Here is a 25,313-nt window from a genome sequence, read left to right on the forward strand (position 1 = left end):
AACTTTAACAAATCATTAATTCAAATTACGTTTTTCGATAAAAAAACGTTTTAATATTTGAGAACATTCTTGTTCTAAAATTCCAGAAACCACTTTTGTTTTTGGGTGTAAAGTTGTTTTTAAAATCATAAAACCCTTTTCTGGTTCAGAGGCACCAAAAACAATTTTACCAATTTGTGCCCAATAGCTTGCACCTGCACACATTTGGCATGGCTCTAAAGTAACGTACAAAATACAATCCTTTAAATACTTACCACCTAAATAATCAGCAGCTGCAGTATAAGCCTGCATTTCTGCATGGGCAGTAACATCATTTAATGTTTCTGTTAAATTATGAGCTCTTGCAATAATTTTGCCGTTTAAAACTATTACTGCACCTACAGGAATTTCGCCTTTGTTAAAAGCAATTTCAGCTTCTTGCAAAGCTTTTTTCATAAAATAAGTATCATCAAAAGGTTGTATCATTTTTAAGAATATAAAAATCAATATTACAAAAACTTAAATTGTATTTTTGTGGTAACGTGAAAAATTTATTAAACAACATCTCAAACCCTGAAGATTTAAGAAAATTAAATCCTGAACAACTGCCTCAATTAGCTAAAGAATTAAGGGAGTTTATTATTGATATTGTCTCTACTAAAGAAGGCCATTTAGGTGCAAGTTTGGGAGTTATTGAATTAACCATAGCAATTCATTATTTGTTTAACACTCCTAAAGATGTACTGGTTTGGGATGTTGGCCACCAAGCTTATGGACATAAAATTTTAACAGGTAGAAAAAATATTTTTCATACCAATAGACAATTTGGAGGCATTGCTGGTTTTCCGTCAAGAAATGAAAGTAACTATGATGCTTTTGGGGTTGGACATTCATCTACCTCAATATCTGCTGCTTTAGGCATGGCAATAGCCTCTAATTTAAAAGGCGCTACTGAAAAACATCATATTGCTGTAATTGGTGATGCTTCCATTGCAAGTGGAATGGCTTTTGAAGCCTTAAATCATGCTGGAGTTTCTAAAGCAAATTTATTAATTATTTTAAATGATAATGCCATTGGTATTGATCCTGCAGTTGGTGCTGTAAAAGAGTATTTGACTAAGGTTAAAAGTGATAAAAGGTTAGCCGCACAAAACAACATTATAAAAGCATTAAATTTTAATTACTCTGGCCCCATAGATGGGCATCACCTTCCAAAAATTTTATCAGAATTAAAACGATTACAAACTGTAAAAGGCCCCAAATTTCTGCATGTAATTACCACAAAAGGTAAAGGTTTACAAAAAGCAGAAGAAGATCAAGTAACGTATCATGCACCAGGAAAATTTGATAAAATTTCTGGTGAACGACAAAAAAACATCGAAAATCTTTACACCAAATATCAAGATGTTTTTGGCAAAACTATTGTTGAATTAGCAAAACAAAATAAAAAAATTGTAGCTATTACACCAGCCATGTTAACTGGTAGTTCTTTAAAATTGATGTTCGAAAAATTTCCTGAAAGAACTTTTGATGTTGGTATTGCAGAACAGCATGCTGTTACTTTAGCTGCTGGAATGGTTACGCAAGGATTAATGCCTATTTGCAATATTTATTCTAGCTTTTTACAACGTGCATACGATCAAATAATACATGATGTTGCTTTGCAAAATTTACCTGTTGTTTTTTGTTTAGATAGGGCAGGTTTGGTGGGTGAAGATGGGGCTACTCATCATGGAGTTTTTGATTTGGCCTATTTAAGATGCATACCTAATCTTATAATATGTGCTCCAAGAGACGAAATTGAACTTCGCAATATTTTATATACGGCTCAATTAGGGTTAGAAAATCCGATTGCAATTCGTTACCCAAGAGGATATGGAAATACGCTTTACTGGCAAAAACCTTTTCAGAAAATTCAAATAAGTACAGGAATTTGTTTAAAAGAAGGTGATAACCTTGCAGTTTTATCTATAGGTTCAATAGCTAAAAATGTTACAGAAGCGATTGGTTTATCTAAAAATAGAAATGATATTGCACATTTTGATATGCGTTTTGTAAAACCCCTAGACGAAAAACTACTCCATAAAATTTTTAAAAAGTACACTACTATTATAACCATTGAAGATGGTGTTGCAATAGGAGGATTTGGAACTGCTATTTTAGAATTTTCAGCTAAACATCATTATAAAAATAATATTGAAATTCTTGGAATTCCTGATAGGTTCATAGAACATGGAAATACAAATAGACTTTTACACAAACTGGGATTAGATGCTAATAGCTTAAAGAAGCTTTTTGAGTTTTATTCATAAAAAAAGACGTCAATTGACGTCTTTTTTTATGATGTTTTTTGAAAATTATTCAATAATTATTTTTTGTGTTGATATTTTACCATCTTCTGCTGTAAGTTTAACAAAATACACACCCGCATTTACATTTATAGAAAGTTTTTGTTTCTCTATGCTGTTAAAATTTAATTGTGTTTTATACACCTCTTTTCCGGCAATATCAAAAATATTCAATTTAGATTTACCTGTTTTACTTTTTGCAAAAACAGTAAAGTTACCATTTGATATGGTTGGATATACTGTAAAAGAAGTTAACCCCGTTAAAACATCATCTACAGATGATGTAGGAGCACTATTTATAGATTTTATTGCCCAGCCATAAGAATTTGCTGCAGGGTCTGTAATTAAAGAAAACCTAAAAACTACTGTATCTCCGTAAGAAAAACCTTTACTTGAAATAGCAATAGATTGTTCTTTAAATAAATTATCGGTAACACTTGTATTGACGTCTTTGTTATATTCTTCTATCCATTCAGGAAATCTTCTTGCATCATACTTATCTAATTCTACCCAGTTCTTTAAATCTGTTGATGCTTCAATAATTACATAATCAAAAAACTGACTCAAATCGGTTAAATCATCTGTAAAGGGTTCAACTATGGCAACATCTTCATAAATAAAGGTATCATTTTCTGCTGATAAAATTAAAGGTTGCCTTAAAATCATACTATATACACTGTTATCTTTATAAGGGTGATCAGCATTATTAATAACAGAATATAGGATGTTACTACCTAACTCATTTTTTACAGAACCATTATTTAAACGAAAGCTATTATTAAAAATATAAGCATCTGTTGACTGAAATTCACTTATTTCCATAGCTTCGCTAGGAATATTAAAATCTATCACTGAAAACTCTTTATTAACAACTGGCGTTTCAATATTATTTGTCTCATCAAATAATTTGATCCCTACCTTATGCTCGCCTTCTGTTAGGTCATTAGCTACATAAGTGTATTCAGTACCTAAAACAAAGTTTTGTATTATTTCTTCTTGCTCTACATCATCTATAAATATTTTGGCTTTACTAACATCATCACTTATGATTTTGTATGTTATTAATGTATTACCATTCTCTATATCTTGGCCAGTAGAGATTTCTGGCAAAGCAAGGTATTTTGCAGGTGTAAAGGAATTTAACTCTGGAATTGTAGCAGACCAAATACCTCTACCATAAGTGGCAATTACAATTTGGTCGTTAACTATCTTCATATCATAAGTTGCTACTGAAGGAAAATCTGAAATAATACTCCAATTAGCACCACCATTTTCTGTCTGAAAAATACCAATATCTGTTCCTGCCCAAATAATATCTTTGTTAAAAGGCATTTCTAAAACCGAATGTACTGCTACATTTGGAAAACCAGAAAGGTTTAAAAGACCTCCACTAGCAAAACCAGAAATATCTTCCCATGTTTTTCCTAAATCTTCAGTTTTTAAAATCTTTGGTGCTAAATTTGAAGAAAATAAAGCATAAGCTCTATTTCTTTCTGTATAAGATGTAGCTATGCCAGAGATAAAAAAATTATGATCTCCTCTTGGATTATCATAAGTACCTGCTGAGTTAAATGTTAACCCATTATCTTCTGACACTTTTAAAACAAATGAGCCAGACTCTGTCATAGCAGCACCAGCCCAAACAATGTTCGCATCCGCTTTAGATACTTTTACATTAAAAGCACTCGTAGAACCCGGAGAAAAATTTGACCCCATATTTATCGACTCCCAATTTTCACCAAAATCTTGAGATCTATGCACTCCACTTTCTGAAACAGAAAAAACTACATCTGGATTGCTATCTGAATTTGAAAGTTTAGTATAAAAAATTGGTGATTGTGATACTCTGGAAAAACCAGCATATGCATTATTAACATACCTTCCAATTACATTATTTTGCGAACTAACTAAAAAGTCTCCTGGCCTATCATAGTGCCAAATTACTTCAAATCCATCACCACCCCATACATCAATATACTCTTTATCTTTAGTTGCATCATTGTTTAAAGATATCCAACAACCATTATCTTGTGCACCTGCAAGGTAATTATCAAATCCATTTTGTTTTGTTGCTCCATAAAACTGCGTACTATTTTTTCCCTTCACAGCATCTGTCCAATCTCCTCTATTAACACCAGGATCAGTACTTAAATTACTCAAATTTACACCACCATCATTGGTTAATAATAATTGAAATTGATTATTTGCTCCTTTAATTGATTTTAAACCATGCTGATCTACATGTACATTTGTATTTAATTGATTTAAGTTGCTGTTTTGTTGTGTGGCAGCCATTTCAACTGCTTCAAATGTATTATTGTCACTTATAGTAACTTTAAATAATTCTACACCACCAACATAAAAAATATTTTCATTAAAAGGATGTGCTAAAACTATATTGTCATACCATCCTTGACCAGCTACTAAATCTAATCTATCATCTATGGCACTTGCAGTTGCTTTTAAATTTGTAAAGGTAGCTCCAGAATTTTTAGAAACATACAAATCTGTATTGGTACTTACTGTACCACCTGAGCCAGAATAAGCACATACGTATAAAATAGAAGGGTTAACTTCAGAAACATCCATTTCAAATCTTGCATGACTCGTATTAACATCTGCTGTATCAAATGCTAATGTCCAAGTTTCACCAGCGTCTGTACTTTTTACGATTCCAACTCCATTTACAGAACCATATTGATTGTTAAAATTTGTTGGGTCTACATCTAAATCTTGTACATTACCACCAGAATATGTTTGAATCCAACTAGTACCTCCATTTACAGTTTTATAAATTCCTTTAGTAGTACCAATCACTACACTATTATCATCACTTTGATTAATAATCATTCTACCTACATCACCATAAAAAGATGTTGCACTTAGACTTTGCCATGTAGTTCCACCATCTATAGTTTTAAAAACGCCAGAACCTCCAATAGCTCCTAAATTTCCAAAAGGTTCACCAGTACCAACATACAGAACATTTGGGTTAGTTTGACTAATTACAACTGTGGATGTTGCTAAATTTGGGATTTTGTTTTCGGTTATGCTTGCCCAAGTGCTACCAGCATCTTCTGTAAGCCATAAACCACCACCTACTGTTGCAATAAACCATCTATTTGAATTTGTTGGATCAATGGCTATACCTCTAGAACGTCCAGGAACATTATTTGGACCTCTTTCTGTAAAAATAGGATTTAATACACTTTTAGATTTTCTAGCTAACTTATTTACCTTAGCTTTGTTATACTCTTCTATAAGGTATCCTTCTTTATATGATGATTTTTCTTCATTAATACCTTTTCTGATTATTCTTTGATAGTCTGCAATTTTTTCAATTCCTTTTTTTCGATCAGCTTCTTTTTTAGTTTTTTTTGGTGTTTCTTTATACCCCTTAAAGTTCTTGTAGTTTTTATCAGTTTGATTTAGAATATTTTTCGTTTCATTTTGCTGACAACTCCAAAAAAATAATGCGAATAGACTTAAATACAATGCATTTGACCAATAGTTTTTTTTCATTTTCTAATTTATATTGAATTAATTTACTTTTATAGTTATAAAATTTACGTTATTCTTGGTAGTGTTTTCTAGTACTCGATCATCATCTTTTTTAACCATACCAACATAAGGAGTACATTTTAATGTATTATTATCTAGCCATTCTATTTTATCACCAGTAAAAACACCTTCTTTTAGTTCTTTCTGAGTTTTTACATCAATAACTTTATAATTGTATTTAATAATAGGATTTTTATCAACTATATATTTTAAAATCAATACTTTAGATTTATCGAAATTATAGACTTTATCTGTAGTTATTTTTTTGTTAGTAGTAGTTAGTTTGTTTTCTTGCATATTGGTTTCATTCACTTTTTTGGTTTTACAAAAAATAAATGAACAGCAAATAATTGTAAAAACTAACAATTTTTTTTTAGTATTCATATTCATTAATTTAAAAAACTAAAGATATTATATTAAAAAGATACTAAATAATATTCCCTGTTAATTTTTTATGTAATCGAATAGCATAACCATCTGACATTCTTGAAACATAACTACATACCTGCATAATTCGTTGATATAGATTGTTGGTTTCTATTTGATATTCTTTTGGCAGCAAATTCAATACCAAGTTATCGAAATTAGATTGTGAATCTGTAAACTTATTATTTAACGCGTTTACAAAAACATCTAGTAAATCTGCAATTATTCTATAACCAGCCACTTCTTTTTCAATTACTTCTTTACTATTGTATATCTTTTCAATGCTAATATTTATAATGTCGTTTATTTGTGCCTCATACTTACATTTGTCTAATAAAGATTTCTCAAAATCGCCTTCTAAAATTGCCTTTTCATTATTTAAAAATATATTTACAGCCTCATCAATCAGTGCACTAATGGCTATGGCTCTTAAATAAGCAGTTCTATCTTTAGTGTGTTGCAGTTCATAATATTTTTCTCTGTTGATGTTTTTAATCAATTTAGAAAGATACTCTAAAGCATAGTCTTCATCAATTAAACCCAAATTAATACCATCTTCAAAATCAATAATTGTGTAACAAATATCATCTGCGGCTTCTACCAAATATGCTAATGGATGCCTATAAAATGAACTGTTTTCTGAAGACTTAGATTTCATTCCTAACTCTTCTACAACATCCAAAAACTCTGATTTTTCTGACTGAAAGAATCCATATTTTTTATCGGCAATATGTGTTGTAGGTTTTTTTGGTAAACTTTCTTTTGGATATTTTAAAAAAGCTCCCAAAGTGGCATAACTTAAACGTAAACCGCCTAAAATTCCTTCTCTTGATTCTGTGAGGATTTTAAATCCGTTTGCATTTCCTTCAAAATCAACTAAATCTTGGTATTCTTTTGGTGTTAAATGCTCTTTGTATTTTAAACCATTGCCTGTTTTAAAATATTCTCCAATGGCTTTTTCTCCTGAATGTCCAAAAGGCGGATTTCCAATATCATGTGTAACTGATGCTGCAGCGACTATTGCTCCAAAATCATTAAAAGTATACCCAAGTTCTACTAATTTGGGATGACGTTCTAGTAATACTTTACCTACTCTTCTGCCTAAAGTTCTACCTACCACAGAAACCTCTAAACTATGCGTTAAACGTGTGTGTACAAAATCGGTTTCAGAAAGTGGAATTACTTGTGTTTTGTCTTGTAAACTTCTAAATGCTGATGAAAATATGATTCTATCAAAATCTACTTCAAAACCCAATCGTGTTTCGTCTTGAGCTATTCTTGGTCTTTTTTGGGTATCTCCAAAACGTTTTAAAGAAAGTAGTTGTTCCCAGTTCATGATATGCTTAATTTATTTATCAAACTTTATGTTTTTATTTTAAACTGAATTGAATTCAACAAGATAAAAGTTCGAAAATACAAAAAAGAACCTGTAGTTGATTGTTGTATTTTTTTTACTTATGATTTTTACGATATATCAGTAGAAAATATCTAGAGGAAATCAAACAAACAAAATAGAAGCTCCAAACTTAAAAAAATACAATTTTAAAAAATTTTAATTATGGTTAAATTCATAAAAACTATAATCAACTGATAAACATTAGGTTTTAGGTATAGCCTTGTAAAAAGGCTTGAAAAATCATCAAAAAATCTAAAATAAAATACCCAAAACAAAAATGTTATGGGTATTATCTTGAGGAAAACTTTGTATTTTTTTTAATTGTTAAAATGGTTGATATATTAATTATAAATACTCTATAAAATCTAAAAAACATCATACTAATAATACGTATACCTTCTCACTTTAGCGATGTGTTTTGCCAAACGCATTACTTGATGAGAATAACCATATTCATTATCATACCAAACATAAACCACAATGGTTTCTTTATCTGTAATTGTGGCTTTGCTATCGAAAATAGATGGTGCTGTTGAGCCAATAATGTCTGAAGAAACCATTTCGTTATCTAACGAATATTTTATTTGTTCTACCAAATCACCCTCTAAAGCATTGTGTTTTAAAATAGCATTTACTGCTTCAGTATTTACGGGTCTTCTTAATTGCAGACTTAAAATAGCTAAAGATCCATTAGGCACAGGAACTCGTATTGCATTAGAAGTTAATTTACCTTTTAAAACCGGAATTGCTTTAGCAACAGCCTCACCTGCACCTGTTTCTGTAATAACCATATTTAGTGCTGCAGCTCTACCTCTTCTGTATTTACTGTGCATATTATCTACCAAATTTTGGTCGTTTGTGTAGGCGTGAATCGTTTCTAAATGTCCTTTTTTAATACCAAAATTATCTTCTAAAACTTTTAAAACTGGAGTAATGGCGTTTGTTGTACAAGAAGCTGCCGAAAAAATATCAACATTATCTGGATTGTATTTTTTATGATTTACACCATGCACAATATTTGGCACTCCTTTACCTGGTGCTGTTAACAATACTTTACTTGCTCCTTTTGCTTTTAAGTGCCTGCTTAATGCAACATCATCTCTAAAAGCACCTGTATTATCTATAATTAAGGCATCTTTAATTCCATATTGTGTATAATCAATATCTTCAGGATTATTAGAGGAAATAATATGTACAGTTGTGCCGTTAATAATTAAAGCTTGGTTTTCAAGATCGGTTTGTACGGTTCCTAAAAAATCTCCATGAACCGAATCTACTCGTAAAAGTGATGCTCTTTTTTCTAAAACAGATTGGGTTATTTCTCCACGAGTAACAATGGCTCTTAATCGTAATTGAGCACCTTTACCCATTTTGGTCATTAACTCTCTTGCCAACAAGCGCCCAATTCTACCAAAACCATATAAAACTACATCTTTAGGAACAATGTTTTTAGCTTCTTTTGCATTTTTTAGTTGTTTTTTTACAAAAGCTACTTTGTCATGACATCCTTTAGGATTTAAATAACATTCATATGCCAATTTGCCAATGTCTAATTTAGAAGAGGGTAAATCGATTTGTTGTATGGCTTTTGCAATACTCAATACATCTTGAATAGAAATTTTTTTATTTACAAATTCTTTTGCATAACGAATTAAATTAAGCACTTCTCCTGCTCTTTTATCTACTAATGGATTTCTAAAAAGCACCAATTCTATAGATTTATCATACCATAAATCGTAAACAACATTAATAAATTCTACTGTATCTCTGCTAGTTTGCGCTTGAAAGACTACTTCTTTTTCGTAATTTGGGGTTGTTGACATAGCTACTAATTAATTTAAGGTTCGTGCAAAAGTATTCCTTTTTTTGAAAATACGAAATCGATTTCGTAAAAATTTTAAACATAAAAAAATCCTGATATTTCTATCAGGATTTTACAGTTGTTTGTTTTCTACTTTCTATTTTAAAGCATACCTTTCTATTTCTCCTTCTAAATTAATGACTTCTAAAAATAGTGGTCTTCCACTTCCGAAATCGCTTTCATCAATCATACTTTTTGCTTCTGATGCAGATAAAACTGGCTTTTTATTAACTTGAGTTATGATATATCCTTTTTCTACACCATAATAACTTAAATTTCTATTTGCATTTTCAATAATTTTTGCACCTCCTTTTAAGTCGTATTTCTTCTTTTCTTTGTCAGTTAAATCTTTTAAAGAAACCCCTAATATTCTTGAAATGAAAGTATCTCTTTTATTAAGCACAATTTTTTTATTGATTAATTCGCCATCTCTTTCAATAACAACATCTACATAATCTCCAGGTCTTTTTGCTGTTAATTGCCCTTTTAACTCAGAGAATTTAGAGATTTTTACATTGTTAATTTTTTTAATGATATCTCCTTTTTTTAATTGCGCATTATTTGCATTTTCATCATAATAAACTTCGCCAATTCTTACACCTTCATCATCATATTCTCTGTCTATACCAACTCCTAATATAGCCTCTTGTACAGCTCCAAACTCTAACAAATCATCTACAATTTTCTTGGCAATGTTAGAGGGTACAGCAAAAGAGTATCCAATAAAAGAACCTGTTTTAGAAGTAATTGCTGTGTTAATTCCAACTAACTCTCCTCTAGTATTTACTAATGCACCTCCACTATTACCAGGGTTTACAGCTGCATCTGTTTGTATAAAAGATTCAATATTTCTGTTACCTTCTAAATCCCTTCCTTTTGCACTTACAATTCCGGCAGTAACTGTAGAAGTTAAATTATAAGGGTTCCCAACCGCTAACACCCATTCTCCAATTTTAATGCTGTCTGAATTTGCAAAAGGTGTATATGGTAAATCTATGTCAGCATCGATTTTTAATAAAGCAATATCATTATTTTTGTCGGTTCCAATAATTTCTGCCTCATACTTTTTCTTATTATTTAAAGTGATTTCAATAGAGGTTGCATTATTAATCACGTGGTTGTTTGTTACAATATATCCATCTGCTGAAATAATAACACCACTACCTGTACCAACTTGTTCAAATTTTCTTTCAGCGTTTCCACTACCAAAAATAATGGCAAACGGATTGCTCTGCGTTCTAACTGAAGTGTTTTTAACGTGTACAACAGAATGCACTGTACGTTCTGCTGCAACAGTAAAATCAATTGAAGCTGCATCAATAGCAGCAGGCTTTGTATTAAAACCTGGATTATAATTTGTTTGAATAATTCCTGTTGTATCCGCAGTTTTATTTTTTAACACAACTGTTTCATTAAAAAGCAATTTATAGCCTCCTAAGGTAAGAGCACCTCCTAAAACTGCCATTCCTACTAAACCAAAAAATTTCTTCATAATTTTAATTTTTATTTAATCAAATATACAATTTTAACATTTTTAAAAAATCTGTTTAACTCGGTTTTAACGATTTTTAACCACGATTTAACAGACACTTTTTATTCGGCAAATCATTATCTTTGTTATATGAATTTAAGCTTTTATAAATATCAAGGAACTGGTAATGACTTTGTGATGATTGACAATAGAGCAAAAACCTTTCCAAAAGAAAAAACTGACATTTTTTCACAAATTTCTGACAGACACTTTGGTATTGGTGCAGATGGTATTATTTTAATTGAAGATGATAAAAATCTTGATTTTAAAATGATTTATTACAATGCAGATGGCAGCCAAACCTTTTGTGGCAATGGTGCTAGATGTGCTGTAGCTTTTGCTAAATATTTGGGTATTATTACAGAGAAAACAAATTTTTCAGCTGTTGATGGCCCTCATTTTGCTGAAATTAATAATGGTATTATTTCTTTACAAATGATAGATGTTGATGAAGTAATAGTAAATGAGAATTCCGTTTTTGCATATACAGGAACGCAACATCATGTGGAATTAGTTGACGAATTAAACGATTACCCTGTTTTTGAGAATGGTAAAAAGATTAGATATTCTTATGATAATCCTGGTGCGAACGTAAATTTTGTACAACAAATAAATGAAACTACTTTTAGGGTTAGAACCTATGAAAAAGGGGTTGAAAATGAGACTTTAGCTTGTGGAACTGGTGTAACTGCTGTGGCGATTGCTATGCATAAAACCAATAAAACGAAAAATAACTTGATTTCTTTACCTGTTGAAGGTGGAAAGCTAGAAGTTTCTTTCAACGAAAATAATGGTGTTTACACAAACGTATTTCTAAAGGGACCTGCAGAATTTGTTTTTAGTGGAGAAATTATTGTTTAGCTTTTTTTTTAAAACATCATCATCAAATGAAACCTCAATCACTTAAATAATATTACAAATCAACAAGTATTAATAACACATTAATATATTGTATGAAATATTGTTTTTAATATCTTTGCACCCTTAAAAAATAGTTTATACTAAATGATTAAAATTACTTTACCAGATGGCAGTGTTAAGGAGTTTGCTAAAAACAGTACTCCTATTGATGTCGCAAAAAGCATCAGCGAAGGTTTAGCTAGAAATATAATTTCTGCAAGTTTTAATGGTACAACCATAGAAACCAAAACACCTTTAACCACAGATGGCGCTTTAGTTTTACATACATTTAATGATGCTGCAGGTAAAAAAGCATTTTGGCATTCATCTGCCCATGTTTTAGCAGAAGCTATTTTAAGTTTTCACCCCAATGCAAAATTAACCATTGGGCCGGCTATTGATAATGGTTTTTATTATGATTTAGACTTAGGTGATGAAACCATTTCTGAAAAAGATTTTGCAGCCATAGAAAAAAGGTTTTTAGAAATTGCACGCGGAAAACACGAGTTTACAATGCGTGAAGTTTCTAAAGCGGATGCACTTGCAAAATATCAAAACGAAAATAACGAATACAAAGTTGAGTTAATTGAAAACTTAACAGATGGAGACATCACTTTTTGCGACCATAGTAATTTTACAGATTTATGTAGAGGAGGACACATTCCGAATACAGGAATCATAAAAGCTGTAAAGATTATGAACGTTGCTGGTGCCTATTGGAGAGGTGATGAAAAAAATAACCAATTAACGCGTGTTTACGGTATTTCTTTCCCAAAACAAAAAATGCTTAAAGAGTATTTAGAACTTTTAGAGGAAGCTAAAAAACGTGATCATCGAAAATTAGGTAAAGAGCTAGAACTTTTTACATTCTCTCAAAAAGTTGGTGCTGGTTTACCTTTATGGTTACCAAAAGGTGCTGCTTTACGTGCACGTTTAGAAAACTTTTTAAAAGCAGCACAGAAAAAAGCAGGTTACGAAATGGTGATGACACCTCATATTGGTCAGAAAGAATTGTATGTTACTTCTGGACATTATGAAAAATATGGAGAAGATAGTTTCCAAGCGATAAAAACTCCGAAAATGGATGAAGAGTTTTTATTAAAACCGATGAACTGTCCTCACCATTGTGAAGTGTATAATTTTAAACCATACTCCTATAAAGATTTGCCAAAGCGATTTGCAGAATTCGGAACAGTTTACAGATACGAGCAAAGTGGAGAATTGCATGGTTTAACCAGAGTTAGAGGCTTTACACAAGATGATGCTCATATTTTTTGTACACCAGAACAATTAGATCAAGAATTTAAAGAAGTTATCGATTTAGTTTTATACGTTTTTGGTTCTTTAGGATTTGAGGATTTCACAGCACAGGTATCTATTAGAGATAAAAGTAATCCTGAAAAATATATAGGTGATGTTGAAACTTGGGAAATTGCTGAAAATGCAATTATCTCTGCTGCTAAAGATAAAGGATTAGATTATGTAATTGAAGAAGGTGAGGCAGCTTTTTACGGACCAAAATTAGACTTTATGGTAAAAGATGCTTTAGGCAGAAGCTGGCAACTAGGTACCATTCAAGTAGATTATAACTTACCAAAACGTTTCGATTTAAGTTATACAGGTTCTGATAACCAATCTCACAGACCAGTAATGATTCACAGGGCACCATTTGGTTCTATGGAACGTTTTATTGCAGTTTTATTAGAACATACTGGAGGTAATTTCCCACTTTGGCTAACTCCAGATCAAGTTATCATACTGCCAATCAGTGAGAAATATCAAAAATATACCAAAAAAGTTTTAGAATCGTTAGAAAATTCCGAAATTCGCGCCCTCGTAGATGATAGAAGCGAAAAAACAGGACGTAAAATTCGTGATGCAGAAGTGAGTAAGATTCCATTTATGGTGATTGTTGGTGAAAAAGAAGAAGAAGATGGAACCGTTTCTGTTAGAAAACATGGAGAGGGAGATTTGGGAACTTTTACTATTGAAGAATTTAAATCTTTAATAAAAGAAGAAGAAAGTAAAACATTACAAAAATTTTAATTATATTAGAGTTCAAGAAAGTATAGGTAAAAAACCATTAAGTTAAATTTAAAATTCATTAGTCATAGCAATTAGAAGAAGTAGGTCTAGAAGACCATTAAGAGTAATCAAGGAAGATCAACACAGAATTAACGACAAAATAAAGTATGTTGATGAAGTTCGTGTAGTTGGCGATAACGTAGAAGTTGGTGTTTATCCTTTAGCGAAAGCTAAACAAATGGCCAAAGAACAAGAGTTAGATTTGGTAGAAATTTCACCGAAAGCCAAACCTCCTGTTTGTAAAATTATTGATTACAAGAAATTCTTGTATGAGCAGAAAAAACGAGAAAAAGCTTTAAAAGCAAAAGCAACGAAAGTTACTATTAAAGAAATTCGTTTTGGACCTCAAACCGATGAGCATGATTACGAATTCAAAAAGAAACATGCCATTAAGTTTTTACAAGATGGTGCTAAATTAAAAGCATTTGTATTCTTTAAAGGGCGTTCTATTATTTTTAAAGAACAAGGACAAATTTTATTATTAAAATTAGCCCAAGAATTAGAAGAATATGGTAAAGTTGAGCAATTACCAAAGTTAGAAGGTAAGCGTATGATTATGTTTATCGCTCCAAAAAAATCGAAATAAAATAAGCGTTCTTAAAGTTTAATTGTTCTTAAAGTTTATAAAGTTTAGTGTACGCTTAACTTTTAAATTTTACCAACTTTCTAACTTTTTTAACGAAACATATTAAGCAAGTTAAAACGAAGGAGAGATGCCTAAATTAAAAACAAAATCTAGTGCTAAAAAACGATTTAAAGTTACAGGTACTGGTAAATTAAAAAGAAAACACGCGTTTAAAAGCCACATTTTAACAAAGAAGTCTAAAAAACGTAAATTAAAGTTAACTCATCATACTTTAGTACACAAGTCTGATGAAGCGAACATTAAACAACAATTAAACTTAAAATAAGTTTAATAAGGGAATTTAATTATTAACCATGGAGTTAGGCAAAAAAAGAATTATAAATTATGAGTTTTCAATTAAGAATTATTCAATTCGTAATTAATTATTCGTAATTTCATAGTCGCCTACTACAAAAAACAATTTGAATTATGCCAAGATCAGTAAATTCAGTAGCCTCAAGAAATAGAAGAAAAAAAATCTTGAAGGCAGCAAAAGGTTACTTCGGACGTAGAAAAAACGTTTATACAGTAGCAAAAAATGCGGTTGAAAAAGGTATGCTTTATGCATATAGAGACCGAAAAAACAATAAGAGAAACTTCCGTTCTTTATGGATTACGCGTATTAACGCAGCAGCTCGTTTAAACGGAATGTCTTACTCTCAGTTTATGGGTAAAGTTAAAGCTAACAACATCGAATTAAACCGTAAGGTTTTAGCAGATTTAGCTGTAAATAACCCAGACGCTTTTAAGGCAGTTGTAGAGAAAATAAAATAAATATTAATACTTGCTTATATTTTAAAACCCAAACGTTTTCGTTTGGGTTTTTTTCTTAAATTTACATTGCAAAATTCAAAATAATGAAATTAAAACTTATATTCTTTCTTTTTTTATCCTTTAGCTTAACTCTGTTCTCTCAAGAAACACCTGAAACTGAAAAAGACACTTCGATTCAAGGTCAATTCGATGAAATTTACAGAATATCTACTACATATCAAGTTTACAAGGTTATTAGTAAAGATAAATATCAAGCGCTAAAGAATAATGTACTAGATTCTATAAAGAACCTCAAAACTCAAATTTCTGAAAAAGAAAATTTATTAAAATCCGAAAGAGAGAAAATAAAGACTACCAACGAACTACTGTCTAAAACCCAAGCAGATTTAGTTGCATCAAATAAAAAAGAAAATTCAATTTCTTTATTTGGTATTGAGTTGAGTAAAATAAAATACAATCTTTTACTTTGGAGTATCATTATCATATCACTTCTATTACTTTTTTACTTTATTTTTAAGTTTTTTAGAAGCAATACGCTTACTAAAGAAGCACAAAATAATTTGTTAGATGTTGAGCAGGAATTTGAACAACACAGAAAAAAATCATTAGAAAGAGAACAAAAATTAAGAAGACAACTACAAGACGAGATTAACAAATCAAGAAATAGTTAGTTCTAATAAACTTGGTGTTAAAATATTCATTACAAATTATAAATATGGGTGATAATTTTATAACAAAAAAATTGAATGCAAGTTTAATATTATCAGTTTCATAAATTTTATTATAAAAAAATAAAAAGTCTTTATTTTTTAAACTTTCAATAGGATTTTCTTATCTTTTAGTGCTCAAAAAAACAAGTAACCTAAACGTTAAAATTTTATGAAAGCCCTTTTTTATACGAGAGAATTCCCACCTTATGTTTATGGTGGTGCAGGAGTACATGTAGAATACCTCGCAGATGAATTATCTAAATTAATTGACATTGATGTTCGTTGTTTTGGAGATCAAGATTCAAAACAAGGCAACTTAAGTGTTAAGGGTTTTCCTTACGAAAATTCAACCTTTGACAATGCTGATGACCAATTAAAGGCGGTTTTTAAAACTTTGAGTACTGGGCTTCATATGAATGCTGATGTTATCGATGCAGATGTTGTGCATTGCCATACTTGGTATGCCCATTTTGCAGGGATTATTGCAAAATTATGTTATGGTACTCCACTAGTAATTACTACACATTCTTTAGAACCCCTAAGACCCTGGAAAAGAGAACAGTTAGGGCGTGGTTATGACGCTTCTTCTTGGGTTGAAAAAACAGCTATTGAAATGGCTGATGCTTTAATTGCGGTTTCAGAAGAAACCAAAGAAGATGTATTGAAACACTTTAATGTTGATGAAAATAAGGTACAAGTTATTTATAATGGTATCAACCTTCAACAGTATATTACCACACCAGAAACAGCTACTTTAGACGAATATGGCGTGGATAAAACCAAACCTTATGTGCTTTTTGTGGGTAGAATTACCAGACAAAAAGGAATCATTCATTTGGTAAATGCCATAAAATACATAGATTCAGAAACACAAATTGTGCTTTGTGCAGGTGCTCCAGATACCAAAGAAATTGGTATTGAAATGGAAACTGCGGTTAATGAAGTTAAAAAAACGCGTAAAAATATTATTTGGATTGATAAAATGGTTACCAAAAAAGAAATCATTCAATTATATTCTCATGCAGATGTGTTCTGTTGCCCATCAATCTACGAACCTTTTGGCATTATTAATATTGAGGCTATGGCTTGTGATACAGCTGTAGTTGCAAGTGCTGTTGGTGGAATTAAAGAAGTTGTTGTTGATGGCGAAACAGGAATCTTAGTTCCTGTAGAACAACAAAAAACAGCACCTTTTGAACCCGTGAATCCAGATAAATTCGCAAAAGATTTAGCTGAAGGCATCAACAAATTAATTAGCAATCCAACATTACGAAATAGTATGGCAAAAAAAGGTCGTAAGAGAGTTGAAGAATATTTCGATTGGATATCAATTGCAAAACAAACAAAAGAATTATACGAATCACTAATAAAGTAAAAATGATAAATAACAAAGTATTAGGAATAATTTTAGGAGGAGGTCAAGGATCTAGATTATACCCATTAACTAAAGACAGATCTAAACCTGCAGTGCCAATTGCAGGTAAATATAGGTTGGTGGACATCCCGATTTCTAATTGTATCAATTCTGATATTAAAAGAATGTATGTTTTAACACAGTTTAATTCTGCCTCTTTGAATGCACATATAAAAAATACTTATCATTTTAGTTTTTTTAGTTCTGCTTTTGTTGATGTCTTAGCTGCAGAACAAACCATTCATAGTGATAAATGGTTTCAAGGAACAGCTGATGCTGTAAGGCAAAGTATGCATCACTTTTTGCAAAATGATTTCGAATATGCATTAATTCTTTCTGGTGATCAATTGTATCAAATGGATTTTAATGATATGATTGATAAACATGAAAAAAGTGGTGCAGAAATATCTATAGCAACGTATCCAGTAAACGCAAAAGATGCCACATCTTTTGGGTTATTAAAAACAAATCAAGAAAATATTATCACTTCCTTTATAGAAAAACCTGCTGAAGATTTGTTACCAGATTGGACCTCTGATGTTGGAGACGAAATGAGATCTCAAGGCAGAGATTACTTAGCCTCTATGGGTATTTATATTTTTAATAGAGATTTGTTAAAAAAGCTGATGGATAACCCAGACACAAACGACTTTGGTGGAGAAATTATACCTCAAGCTATTGAAAACCATAAAACTTTAAGCTATCAATATGAAGGTTATTGGGAAGATATTGGAAATATAGATTCTTTCTTTGAAGCTAATTTAGGTTTAACAGATGATGTACCTCAATTTGATTTATACAATGAAAAAGGGGTGTACACAAGAGCACGTATTTTACCAACATCAAAAATATCGGGTTCCATTTTAAACAAAGCTGTTATTGGTGATGGTTGCATCATCCAAGCAGAAAAAATTGAAAGATCTGTAATTGGCATCCGTTCTAGAATAGGTAAAAACTCATTAATCTCCAACACGTATATGATGGGTAATGACTTTTATGAAACCTTAGAACAAGTGGCCAATGAAAACATAGAAATAATGATGGGTATTGGAGATCGATGCTATATTCATAATTGTATTGTAGATAAAAACTGTAGAATTGGTGATGATGTAAGAATTAATGGGGGCAGACATATAGAAGATACTGAAACAGATACTTATATGGTTAAAGATGGTATTGTAGTAATTAAAAAAGACGCAACCATTACAAACGGAACCAACATCGGATAAAATTAATACACAAATTTTCAAATAAAAATCAATGCTAAACCAAAGTAGAATTGTTATCGAAAATGTTGCTCCACAAATAAATAATGGAACTGTTTTTATAAAGCGAGTTGTAAATGAAATTGTAAATGTTACTGCAGATGTTTTAGTGGATGGGCATGATATTTTGCAAGCCAGTTTATTATACAAGCATGAATCTGAAAGAAAATGGTCGGAGGCAAGAATGCAACCTACCAATAATGATGAATACACTGCTAGCTTTGTAAGCTCTAAACAAGGTTTTTACTCTTATAAAATACAAGGTTGGGTAGATTATGCCTTAAACTGGCAACATGGAATTCACAGAAAAATAGATGACAATCAACATGTAAATTCTGAGCTTTTAGAAGGTGCTGAATTATTAGAGAAAATTATCAATAAAGTTAATAAGGAAGATAAGAAGTACTTACTTCATTTAATTTTTATCTTTAAAAATTCAGAAACATATCATGAAGCAATTAAGGAAGCTATTTCAGAAAAGCTTACAAATATATTAATTAATAATCCAGAAAAACTACTTACACAAACTACGCCTGAATTGAAGGTTTATGTAGATCGATTAAAAGCCCGTTTTTCTACTTGGTATGAATTTTTTCCTCGTTCAGCATCAGAAGAAGAAGGCAAACATGGTACTTTTAAAGATTGTCATAGATTATTACCAAGAGTAGCAAAAATGGGGTTTGATACTTTGTACTTCCCTCCTATTCATCCCATAGGTGAAGTGAATAGAAAAGGAAAAAACAATACTACAGTTGCACAAGATGGTGATGTAGGTTCAACTTGGGGTATTGGCTCAAAATATGGTGGTCATAAAGATATTCACCCAGAGTTAGGTACTATAGACGATTTTAAAAGTTTAGTTAAAGAGGCAAAAAACTTAGGTATTGAGGTAGCTATGGATTATGCTTTGCAGGCTGCTCCAGATCATCCTTGGGTTACAGACCATCCAGATTGGTTTAAATGGAGACCTGATGGTACTGTACAATATGCCGAAAATCCGCCTAAAAAATACCAAGACATTCTACCTATTTATTGGGAAAGTAAAGACTATAAAAATCTATGGCAAGAGTGTTTAGACACTTTATTATATTGGATTGATTGTGGTATAAATGTATTTAGAGTAGATAATCCGCATACAAAACCTTACTACTTTTGGGGGTGGATTATAGAAAAAGTTAAAAAACAACATCCAGATGTTTTATTTTTAGCTGAAGCATTTACCAAGCCTAAAGTTATGCAACAGTTGGCTAAACAAGGCTATACACAAAGTTACACCTACTTTACTTGGCGTGTTTCTAAATATGAGTTAATGGAATATATGACAGAATTAACTCAAACAGCACAAAAAGAGTACATGAAACCTAATTTTTGGCCTAACACACCAGATATTAACCCACATCACCTACAAGGTGCTCCAGAGAGCATGTACATTTTACGCTATGCTTTAGCAGCAACATTAAGTTCTAATATTGGTATTTATGGACCTGTTTATGAACAAAGAATAGATACACCTATTGCTGGCAAAGAAGAATATTACATGTCAGAAAAATTTCAAGTCTGTCATTACGATTGGTTTAAAGAAAATAAAATCACCACGTTAATTTCTAAAATCAATACGATTAGAAAAGAGCACGAATCTTATCAACAAACCAACAATATCAAATTTTTAGAAACGCAAAATGATCAATTAATTGCTTTTTATAAATGGAATCAAGACAAAACCAACGAAACACTAACTATAATTAGTTTAGATGCTTACAACTCTCAAGTAGGTTCTGTACAATTACCTCTTCATGAACTGGGTATACAGCATGGCCAAAAAATAGAAGTACTCGATTTAATTACCAGAAATTCTTATGACTGGTATCATGAATGGAATTATGTAGAATTGCACGCAACATTACCTTTCCATATTTTTAAAATTAATAAATAAAAAAAATGAGTGCAAAAACAAACATCAGTGCTAAATCTACGCTTTTTACCTCAGAAAATAAATGGGAAGAAATTTTAGAGGATAAAGAATTTATAAAAGTTTTTTTATCTGATGTTTTAGAAGATTATATATTAAAACAACGTTGGTATGGAGGAAAATCTAGTCACTTAAAATATATCGAATTAAGCGAATATTTTAGAATTCAACAAAAAGATGAAGTATATTTTGGCTTAATTTTAGAAGTAAATTTCAAAGAAGCTTTTTATCATCATTACTTTTTACCAATAGCTTTTGTAAGTGATGAGGCCTTTGCAAAAGAAAGTAAGATTTTACCTTTAAAGCTCAAAAATCAAGACGGTTTTATTATAGATGCAATGCATTTAGAGGCCTTTAGAAAAGTAGTTTATCAAAGAATTTGTACAGCTTTACCAATAGATAAAACACCTGTTCAGTATCATAAAACAGCTAATTTTGATTTCCCTAAATATGAATCATCAAGATTCATGGGGGTTGAGCAAAGTAACACCTCTATTGTTTATAATGATACTTTTATTTTAAAGTTTTTTAGAAGAATTTATGCGGATAAAAATCCAGACTATGAAATGAGTCATTTTTTATCTGATAAAAAAGATTTTAAAAATACACCACCGTATTTAGGAAGTATGAATATTATTGATTCTGAAAATACAAACATTACTATTGGTTTAATGCAAAAGTTAGTCCCTAATAAAGGGGATGCTTGGGAGTACTTTTTAAAAGAATTGAATGTTATTTATGCATCAATTGATAGCAAAAAAATAGACTTTAAAAATTTACCAGATATTGAAATATTTAAAAGAAAAAAAATAACTGAACTACCTCCTCAAATTGTAGATTGGATAGGTTTAAACCTTTTAAATAAAATTAAACTTTTAGCAAAAAGAACTGCAGAAATGCATATTGCCTTGGGCTCCAAATTTGAAGAAACTGCCTTTACGCCTACTCGTTTTAATGGCGATTATACAGTTTGGTTAAAAAACAGATTAACCTATCAATTTCAAAACAGATTAAATCTTACAGAAAATAATCTGCATAAATTAGAAGGCAATTCTTTACAATTGGCTCAAGAATTTTTAGACAATAAAAATGAAATTAGAAAACGATTGGTAAATTTTGATTGGACTAAATTAAAAGGAGAACGCATTCGAATTCATGGTGATTATCACTTAGGACAAATTTTAGTACAAGAAGATGATTTTTGTATACTCGATTTTGAAGGCGAACCAGAAAGCACCATTAGAGATCGTAAAGTAAAACAACCACCTTTAAAAGATGTAGCTGGCTTATTTCGATCATTTCACTATGCTATTTATTCTACCATTTTTAACAATCAAACCACTTATACTAAAACACAAGAAGAACTTTCTGAATATGGTGAGTTACTCTACAAATATATGGTAGCAGTATTTCTAGAAACCTACAGAAAAGTTACGCAAAATGCCAATTTATCTATTGGTTATACAAACGAAAGAATTTATTTATTAAAATATTGCTTATTAGAAAAAGCAATTTACGAGTTGGGCTACGAACTTAACTCAAGACCAAAATGGACAATCATTCCATTAAAAGGTATCGCAAATATTTTGAACTCATAAACTATGGCACAAACAAAAGTACACAGTCTTTTTACAGATTTTGATATCAACCTTTTCAAAGCAGGTAAACATTATCGATTATACGAAAAATTTGGTTCTCACATTATAAATGTTGATGGAGAAGAAGGAACCTATTTTGCAGTTTGGGCACCAAGTGCCAAATCTGTTTCTGTAGTGGGCGATTTTAACTTTTGGCTAGAAGGAGATCACAAATTAAACGTTCGTTGGGATGGAAGTGGTATTTGGGAAGGATTTATACCCAATGTTAAAAAAGGTAATATTTACAAATACAAAATACAAAGTACCAACAACAATATAATTACAGAAAAAGCAGACCCTTTTGCAAGAAGGTGTGAGCATCCACCAAAAACAGCCTCTGTGGTTTGGGAAGATGATTACCAATGGCAAGACAAAAATTGGATGAAAAACAGAAAAAAGAACAATGCTTTAGATGGTCCTTTTTCTGTGTATGAAGTGCATTTAGGTTCCTGGAAAAAACAAATTGAAGAAAATCGATTTTTAAGTTATCGAGAATTAGCAGAAGAGTTGGTAAATTATGTAGATGAAATGAATTTTACTCATGTAGAATTCATGCCTATTATGGAGTATCCTTACGACCCAAGTTGGGGATATCAATTAACAGGATATTTTGCACCAACAGCGCGCTTTGGATACCCTGATGAATTTAAATATTTGGTAGATAAATTTCATGAAAAAGGAATTGGTGTTTTGTTAGACTGGGTACCTTCTCATTTTCCTTCAGACGATCATGGTTTAGGTTTCTTTGATGGCTCTCATTTATATGAACATCCAGATCGTAGAAAAGGATATCATCAAGATTGGAAAAGTTTAATTTTTAATTATGGTAGAAACGAAATTAAAGCCTTTTTAATTAGTAATGCTATTTTTTGGTTAGATCAATTCCATGCAGATGGTTTACGAGTAGATGCTGTAGCTTCGATGCTATTCTTAGATTACTCTAGAGAAGAAGGTGAATGGGAACCAAATAAGTTTGGTGGTCGTGAATATTTAGAAGCTATCGACTTTATAAAAGATATGAATACTGAAGTGTACGCTTCTTTTCCTGATGTTCAAACCATTGCAGAAGAATCTACATCTTTTCCTAAAGTATCAAGACCAATTTACGATGGTGGTTTAGGTTTTGGTATGAAATGGATGATGGGTTGGATGCACGATACCTTAGATTATTTTGCCAAAGAACCTATTTACAGAAAACATCATCAAAACGATTTAACCTTTAGTTTAAATTATGCCTTTACCGAAAATTTTATGCTGCCACTTTCTCATGATGAAGTAGTATATGGTAAAAAGGCAATTGTAGACAAAATGCCTGGAGACGAATGGCAGAAATTTGGAAACCTAAGGGTAATGTACAGTTTAATGTACACACATCCTGGAGCTAAACTTTTATTTCAAGGTGGTGAATTTGGACAAACTAGCGAATGGAATTTTCAAGGAAGTTTAGACTGGCATTTATTACAATATGATGTTCACAAAGGCGCACAAGCTTTAGTAAAAGATTTAAATGCTTTTTATAAAAAAGAAAATGCACTATTTGAAAAACAATTCTCTTCGGAAGGTTTTGAATGGATTGATCATGGAGATCATGAAAACTCGGTAATGTCTTTTATAAGAAAAGGATATGAAGAAGTAGATAACCTCATTGTGGTATTAAACTTAACACCTATACCTAGAGAAAATTATAGAATTGGTTTACCCAAACCTGGCGCTTTAATTGAAGTTTTTAATAGCGATGCTACAAAATATCATGGTACAGGAAATTATCAAAATAAAAATCTAAACTCAGATCCAATAGCATGGAATCATAGACAAAATTCTATTGCCTTAAACTTGCCTCCATTAGGTATGGTTGCTTTTAAATTTAAACTATAAAACTACATTTTTAGAATAATAAGAATTTGATAAAAAAGGGTATTTATTTTTTTTTACTTCATAAAAAAAACACGTAATATTAAGACTTATAAAATTCTTAAAAATGTAATGGTATTCAGCTTATTTTTAAATAAATATGCAATATTTTAGCATTTATTCAGACGAACACGTTATCGTAAAAAAATCCTTTTTTAATATAAATTTAAGGCTAATTTCACGATTTTTATCAGCTTAAAACAGACTATAATAATGATTGTTAATACAGAATTAGAACAAAAAGGAAATTTATTTCCATCAGAAATTGTCGATTACAGAAAAGATGTAGATACACTTTACTTTACCACAAAGAACAATGTTATTTTACAACTTACTGTAGTAAGAGACAGTGTAATAAGATTTAGATACACTACAACTGGAAAATTTGAAAACGATTTTTCTTATGGAGTAACAATTCATGCTTCTAGAGGTTATAACTTTTTAGAAGTCTCAGAAGATGATACCCATTATATTGTTACCACATCAAAACTAATTTGTAAAGTAGAAAAATTGAGTTTACAAGTACGTTTATACGATGCACTAGACATGGTGTTAATTAATGAAGATGAGATTGGTTTTCATTGGGAAGAGAGTTACGAATTTGGTGGCGACATCGTTAAAATGAGTAAAGTTTCTCAAAAGGCTGAAAGTTATTATGGTTTAGGTGATAAACCTGTAGATGTAAATTTAAAAGGAAAACGTTTTGAGAATTGGGTAACAGATTCTTACGCTTTTGGTAAAAACACAGACCCTATTTATAAAGCCATTCCTTTTTATACCTCAATACAAAATAACAAATCTTATGGTATTTTCTTCGACAATACTTTTAAGACCCATTTTGATTTTGCGCAAGAACGTCGAAATGTTACTAGTTTTTGGGCTCAAGGTGGTGAAATGAATTACTACTTTATTTACGGACCA

The 25,313-nt window shown here is 30.9% G+C and carries 18 protein-coding genes and 1 pseudogene; 13 read left to right on the forward strand and 6 right to left on the reverse strand.

Annotation, left to right across the window (positions count from 1 at the left end; genetic code table 11):
• Positions 1 to 15: 15 nt before the first annotated feature.
• Positions 16 to 465: a nucleoside deaminase gene (locus ACTG3V_RS10140; RefSeq protein WP_439132053.1), complete on the reverse strand. Its 450-nt coding sequence runs from the start codon at positions 463 to 465 to the stop codon at positions 16 to 18.
• A 56-nt stretch (positions 466 to 521) separates the two neighbouring features.
• On the opposite strand from ACTG3V_RS10140, the gene ACTG3V_RS10145 reads away from it, so the two are divergent.
• Entirely contained in the window at positions 522 to 2,291 is a 1,770-nt protein-coding gene (locus ACTG3V_RS10145; RefSeq protein WP_439132054.1) for a 1-deoxy-D-xylulose-5-phosphate synthase, read from the forward strand.
• Between the two features lie 45 nt (positions 2,292 to 2,336).
• On the opposite strand, the gene ACTG3V_RS10150 is transcribed toward ACTG3V_RS10145, so the two are convergent.
• From ACTG3V_RS10150 to ACTG3V_RS10170, 5 genes are all read right to left on the reverse strand, one after another.
• On the reverse strand, positions 2,337 to 5,849 hold the full coding sequence (locus ACTG3V_RS10150; protein WP_439132055.1) for a T9SS type A sorting domain-containing protein: 3,513 nt from the start codon (positions 5,847 to 5,849) through the stop codon (positions 2,337 to 2,339).
• An 18-nt stretch (positions 5,850 to 5,867) separates the two neighbouring features.
• Positions 5,868 to 6,272 carry a hypothetical protein gene (locus tag ACTG3V_RS10155; protein WP_439132056.1) on the reverse strand — a complete coding sequence of 135 codons (405 nt, stop codon included), beginning with the start codon at positions 6,270 to 6,272 and terminating at the stop codon, positions 5,868 to 5,870.
• Between the two features lie 43 nt (positions 6,273 to 6,315).
• Positions 6,316 to 7,650, reverse strand: a complete 1,335-nt coding sequence (locus tag ACTG3V_RS10160) for a deoxyguanosinetriphosphate triphosphohydrolase (protein WP_439132057.1) — start codon at positions 7,648 to 7,650, stop codon at positions 6,316 to 6,318.
• A gap of 440 nt (positions 7,651 to 8,090) precedes the next feature.
• Positions 8,091 to 9,533: a glyceraldehyde-3-phosphate dehydrogenase gene (locus ACTG3V_RS10165; RefSeq protein WP_439132058.1), complete on the reverse strand. Its 1,443-nt coding sequence runs from the start codon at positions 9,531 to 9,533 to the stop codon at positions 8,091 to 8,093.
• A 135-nt stretch (positions 9,534 to 9,668) separates the two neighbouring features.
• Positions 9,669 to 11,063, reverse strand: coding sequence for a trypsin-like peptidase domain-containing protein (locus ACTG3V_RS10170; RefSeq protein WP_439132059.1), 1,395 nt, complete (start codon positions 11,061 to 11,063; stop codon positions 9,669 to 9,671).
• A gap of 129 nt (positions 11,064 to 11,192) precedes the next feature.
• Between ACTG3V_RS10170 and dapF the strand changes: the two genes are divergently transcribed.
• The 12 genes and pseudogenes from dapF to ACTG3V_RS10230 form a co-directional block, all read left to right on the forward strand.
• Positions 11,193 to 11,963, forward strand: a complete 771-nt coding sequence (gene dapF / locus ACTG3V_RS10175; RefSeq protein WP_439132060.1) for a diaminopimelate epimerase — start codon at positions 11,193 to 11,195, stop codon at positions 11,961 to 11,963.
• Between the two features lie 144 nt (positions 11,964 to 12,107).
• Positions 12,108 to 14,048 (forward strand): threonine--tRNA ligase, encoded by a 1,941-nt coding sequence (gene thrS, locus ACTG3V_RS10180; protein ID WP_439132061.1) that lies wholly within the window; start codon positions 12,108 to 12,110, stop codon positions 14,046 to 14,048.
• A gap of 106 nt (positions 14,049 to 14,154) precedes the next feature.
• Positions 14,155 to 14,673 carry a translation initiation factor IF-3 gene (gene infC / locus ACTG3V_RS10185; protein ID WP_302849160.1) on the forward strand — a complete coding sequence of 173 codons (519 nt, stop codon included), beginning with the start codon at positions 14,155 to 14,157 and terminating at the stop codon, positions 14,671 to 14,673.
• 127 nt (positions 14,674 to 14,800) lie between these two features.
• Positions 14,801 to 14,998, forward strand: coding sequence for a 50S ribosomal protein L35 (gene rpmI / locus ACTG3V_RS10190; protein ID WP_439132062.1), 198 nt, complete (start codon positions 14,801 to 14,803; stop codon positions 14,996 to 14,998).
• 143 nt (positions 14,999 to 15,141) lie between these two features.
• Complete coding sequence (gene rplT / locus ACTG3V_RS10195; RefSeq protein ID WP_296634216.1) at positions 15,142 to 15,486, forward strand: 50S ribosomal protein L20; 345 nt, start codon at positions 15,142 to 15,144, stop codon at positions 15,484 to 15,486.
• Between the two features lie 83 nt (positions 15,487 to 15,569).
• Positions 15,570 to 16,157: a hypothetical protein gene (locus ACTG3V_RS10200; RefSeq protein WP_439132063.1), complete on the forward strand. Its 588-nt coding sequence runs from the start codon at positions 15,570 to 15,572 to the stop codon at positions 16,155 to 16,157.
• Positions 16,158 to 16,365: 208 nt separating this feature from the next.
• On the forward strand, positions 16,366 to 17,571 hold the full coding sequence (gene glgA, locus ACTG3V_RS10205; RefSeq protein WP_439132064.1) for a glycogen synthase: 1,206 nt from the start codon (positions 16,366 to 16,368) through the stop codon (positions 17,569 to 17,571).
• A gap of 2 nt (positions 17,572 to 17,573) precedes the next feature.
• Positions 17,574 to 18,839, forward strand: coding sequence for a glucose-1-phosphate adenylyltransferase (locus ACTG3V_RS10210; protein WP_439132065.1), 1,266 nt, complete (start codon positions 17,574 to 17,576; stop codon positions 18,837 to 18,839).
• 31 nt (positions 18,840 to 18,870) lie between these two features.
• Positions 18,871 to 20,808, forward strand: coding sequence for an alpha-1,4-glucan--maltose-1-phosphate maltosyltransferase (locus tag ACTG3V_RS10215; RefSeq protein WP_439132066.1), 1,938 nt, complete (start codon positions 18,871 to 18,873; stop codon positions 20,806 to 20,808).
• A gap of 5 nt (positions 20,809 to 20,813) precedes the next feature.
• A complete protein-coding gene (locus tag ACTG3V_RS10220) occupies positions 20,814 to 22,442 on the forward strand; it encodes a trehalose synthase (protein ID WP_439132067.1) in 1,629 nt (542 codons plus the stop codon).
• 3 nt (positions 22,443 to 22,445) lie between these two features.
• A complete protein-coding gene (gene glgB / locus ACTG3V_RS10225) occupies positions 22,446 to 24,356 on the forward strand; it encodes a 1,4-alpha-glucan branching protein GlgB (RefSeq protein ID WP_439132068.1) in 1,911 nt (636 codons plus the stop codon).
• Between the two features lie 249 nt (positions 24,357 to 24,605).
• A pseudogene (locus ACTG3V_RS10230) lies at positions 24,606 to 25,313 on the forward strand (glycosyl hydrolase); the annotation flags it as partial.

The organism is Polaribacter sp., assembly GCF_965660385.1.
GTDB lineage: Bacteria > Bacteroidota > Bacteroidia > Flavobacteriales > Flavobacteriaceae > Polaribacter.

Excerpts from the sequence above, each read along its gene's own strand:
- ACTG3V_RS10150 (WP_439132055.1), bottom strand. The coding sequence starts at position 5,849 with ATGAAAAAAAACTATTGGTCAAATGCATTGTATTTAAGTCTATTCGCA.
- ACTG3V_RS10210 (WP_439132065.1), top strand. The coding sequence starts at position 17,574 with ATGATAAATAACAAAGTATTAGGAATAATTTTAGGAGGAGGTCAAGGA.
- glgA (WP_439132064.1), top strand. The coding sequence starts at position 16,366 with ATGAAAGCCCTTTTTTATACGAGAGAATTCCCACCTTATGTTTATGGT.
- dapF (WP_439132060.1), top strand. The coding sequence starts at position 11,193 with ATGAATTTAAGCTTTTATAAATATCAAGGAACTGGTAATGACTTTGTG.
- ACTG3V_RS10165 (WP_439132058.1), bottom strand. The coding sequence starts at position 9,533 with ATGTCAACAACCCCAAATTACGAAAAAGAAGTAGTCTTTCAAGCGCAA.
- rpmI (WP_439132062.1), top strand. The coding sequence starts at position 14,801 with ATGCCTAAATTAAAAACAAAATCTAGTGCTAAAAAACGATTTAAAGTT.
- rplT (WP_296634216.1), top strand. The coding sequence starts at position 15,142 with ATGCCAAGATCAGTAAATTCAGTAGCCTCAAGAAATAGAAGAAAAAAA.
- thrS (WP_439132061.1), top strand. The coding sequence starts at position 12,108 with ATGATTAAAATTACTTTACCAGATGGCAGTGTTAAGGAGTTTGCTAAA.
- ACTG3V_RS10140 (WP_439132053.1), bottom strand. The coding sequence starts at position 465 with ATGATACAACCTTTTGATGATACTTATTTTATGAAAAAAGCTTTGCAA.
- ACTG3V_RS10170 (WP_439132059.1), bottom strand. The coding sequence starts at position 11,063 with ATGAAGAAATTTTTTGGTTTAGTAGGAATGGCAGTTTTAGGAGGTGCT.
- ACTG3V_RS10155 (WP_439132056.1), bottom strand. The coding sequence starts at position 6,272 with ATGAATACTAAAAAAAAATTGTTAGTTTTTACAATTATTTGCTGTTCA.
- ACTG3V_RS10160 (WP_439132057.1), bottom strand. The coding sequence starts at position 7,650 with ATGAACTGGGAACAACTACTTTCTTTAAAACGTTTTGGAGATACCCAA.
- ACTG3V_RS10220 (WP_439132067.1), top strand. The coding sequence starts at position 20,814 with ATGAGTGCAAAAACAAACATCAGTGCTAAATCTACGCTTTTTACCTCA.
- ACTG3V_RS10200 (WP_439132063.1), top strand. The coding sequence starts at position 15,570 with ATGAAATTAAAACTTATATTCTTTCTTTTTTTATCCTTTAGCTTAACT.
- ACTG3V_RS10215 (WP_439132066.1), top strand. The coding sequence starts at position 18,871 with ATGCTAAACCAAAGTAGAATTGTTATCGAAAATGTTGCTCCACAAATA.
- glgB (WP_439132068.1), top strand. The coding sequence starts at position 22,446 with ATGGCACAAACAAAAGTACACAGTCTTTTTACAGATTTTGATATCAAC.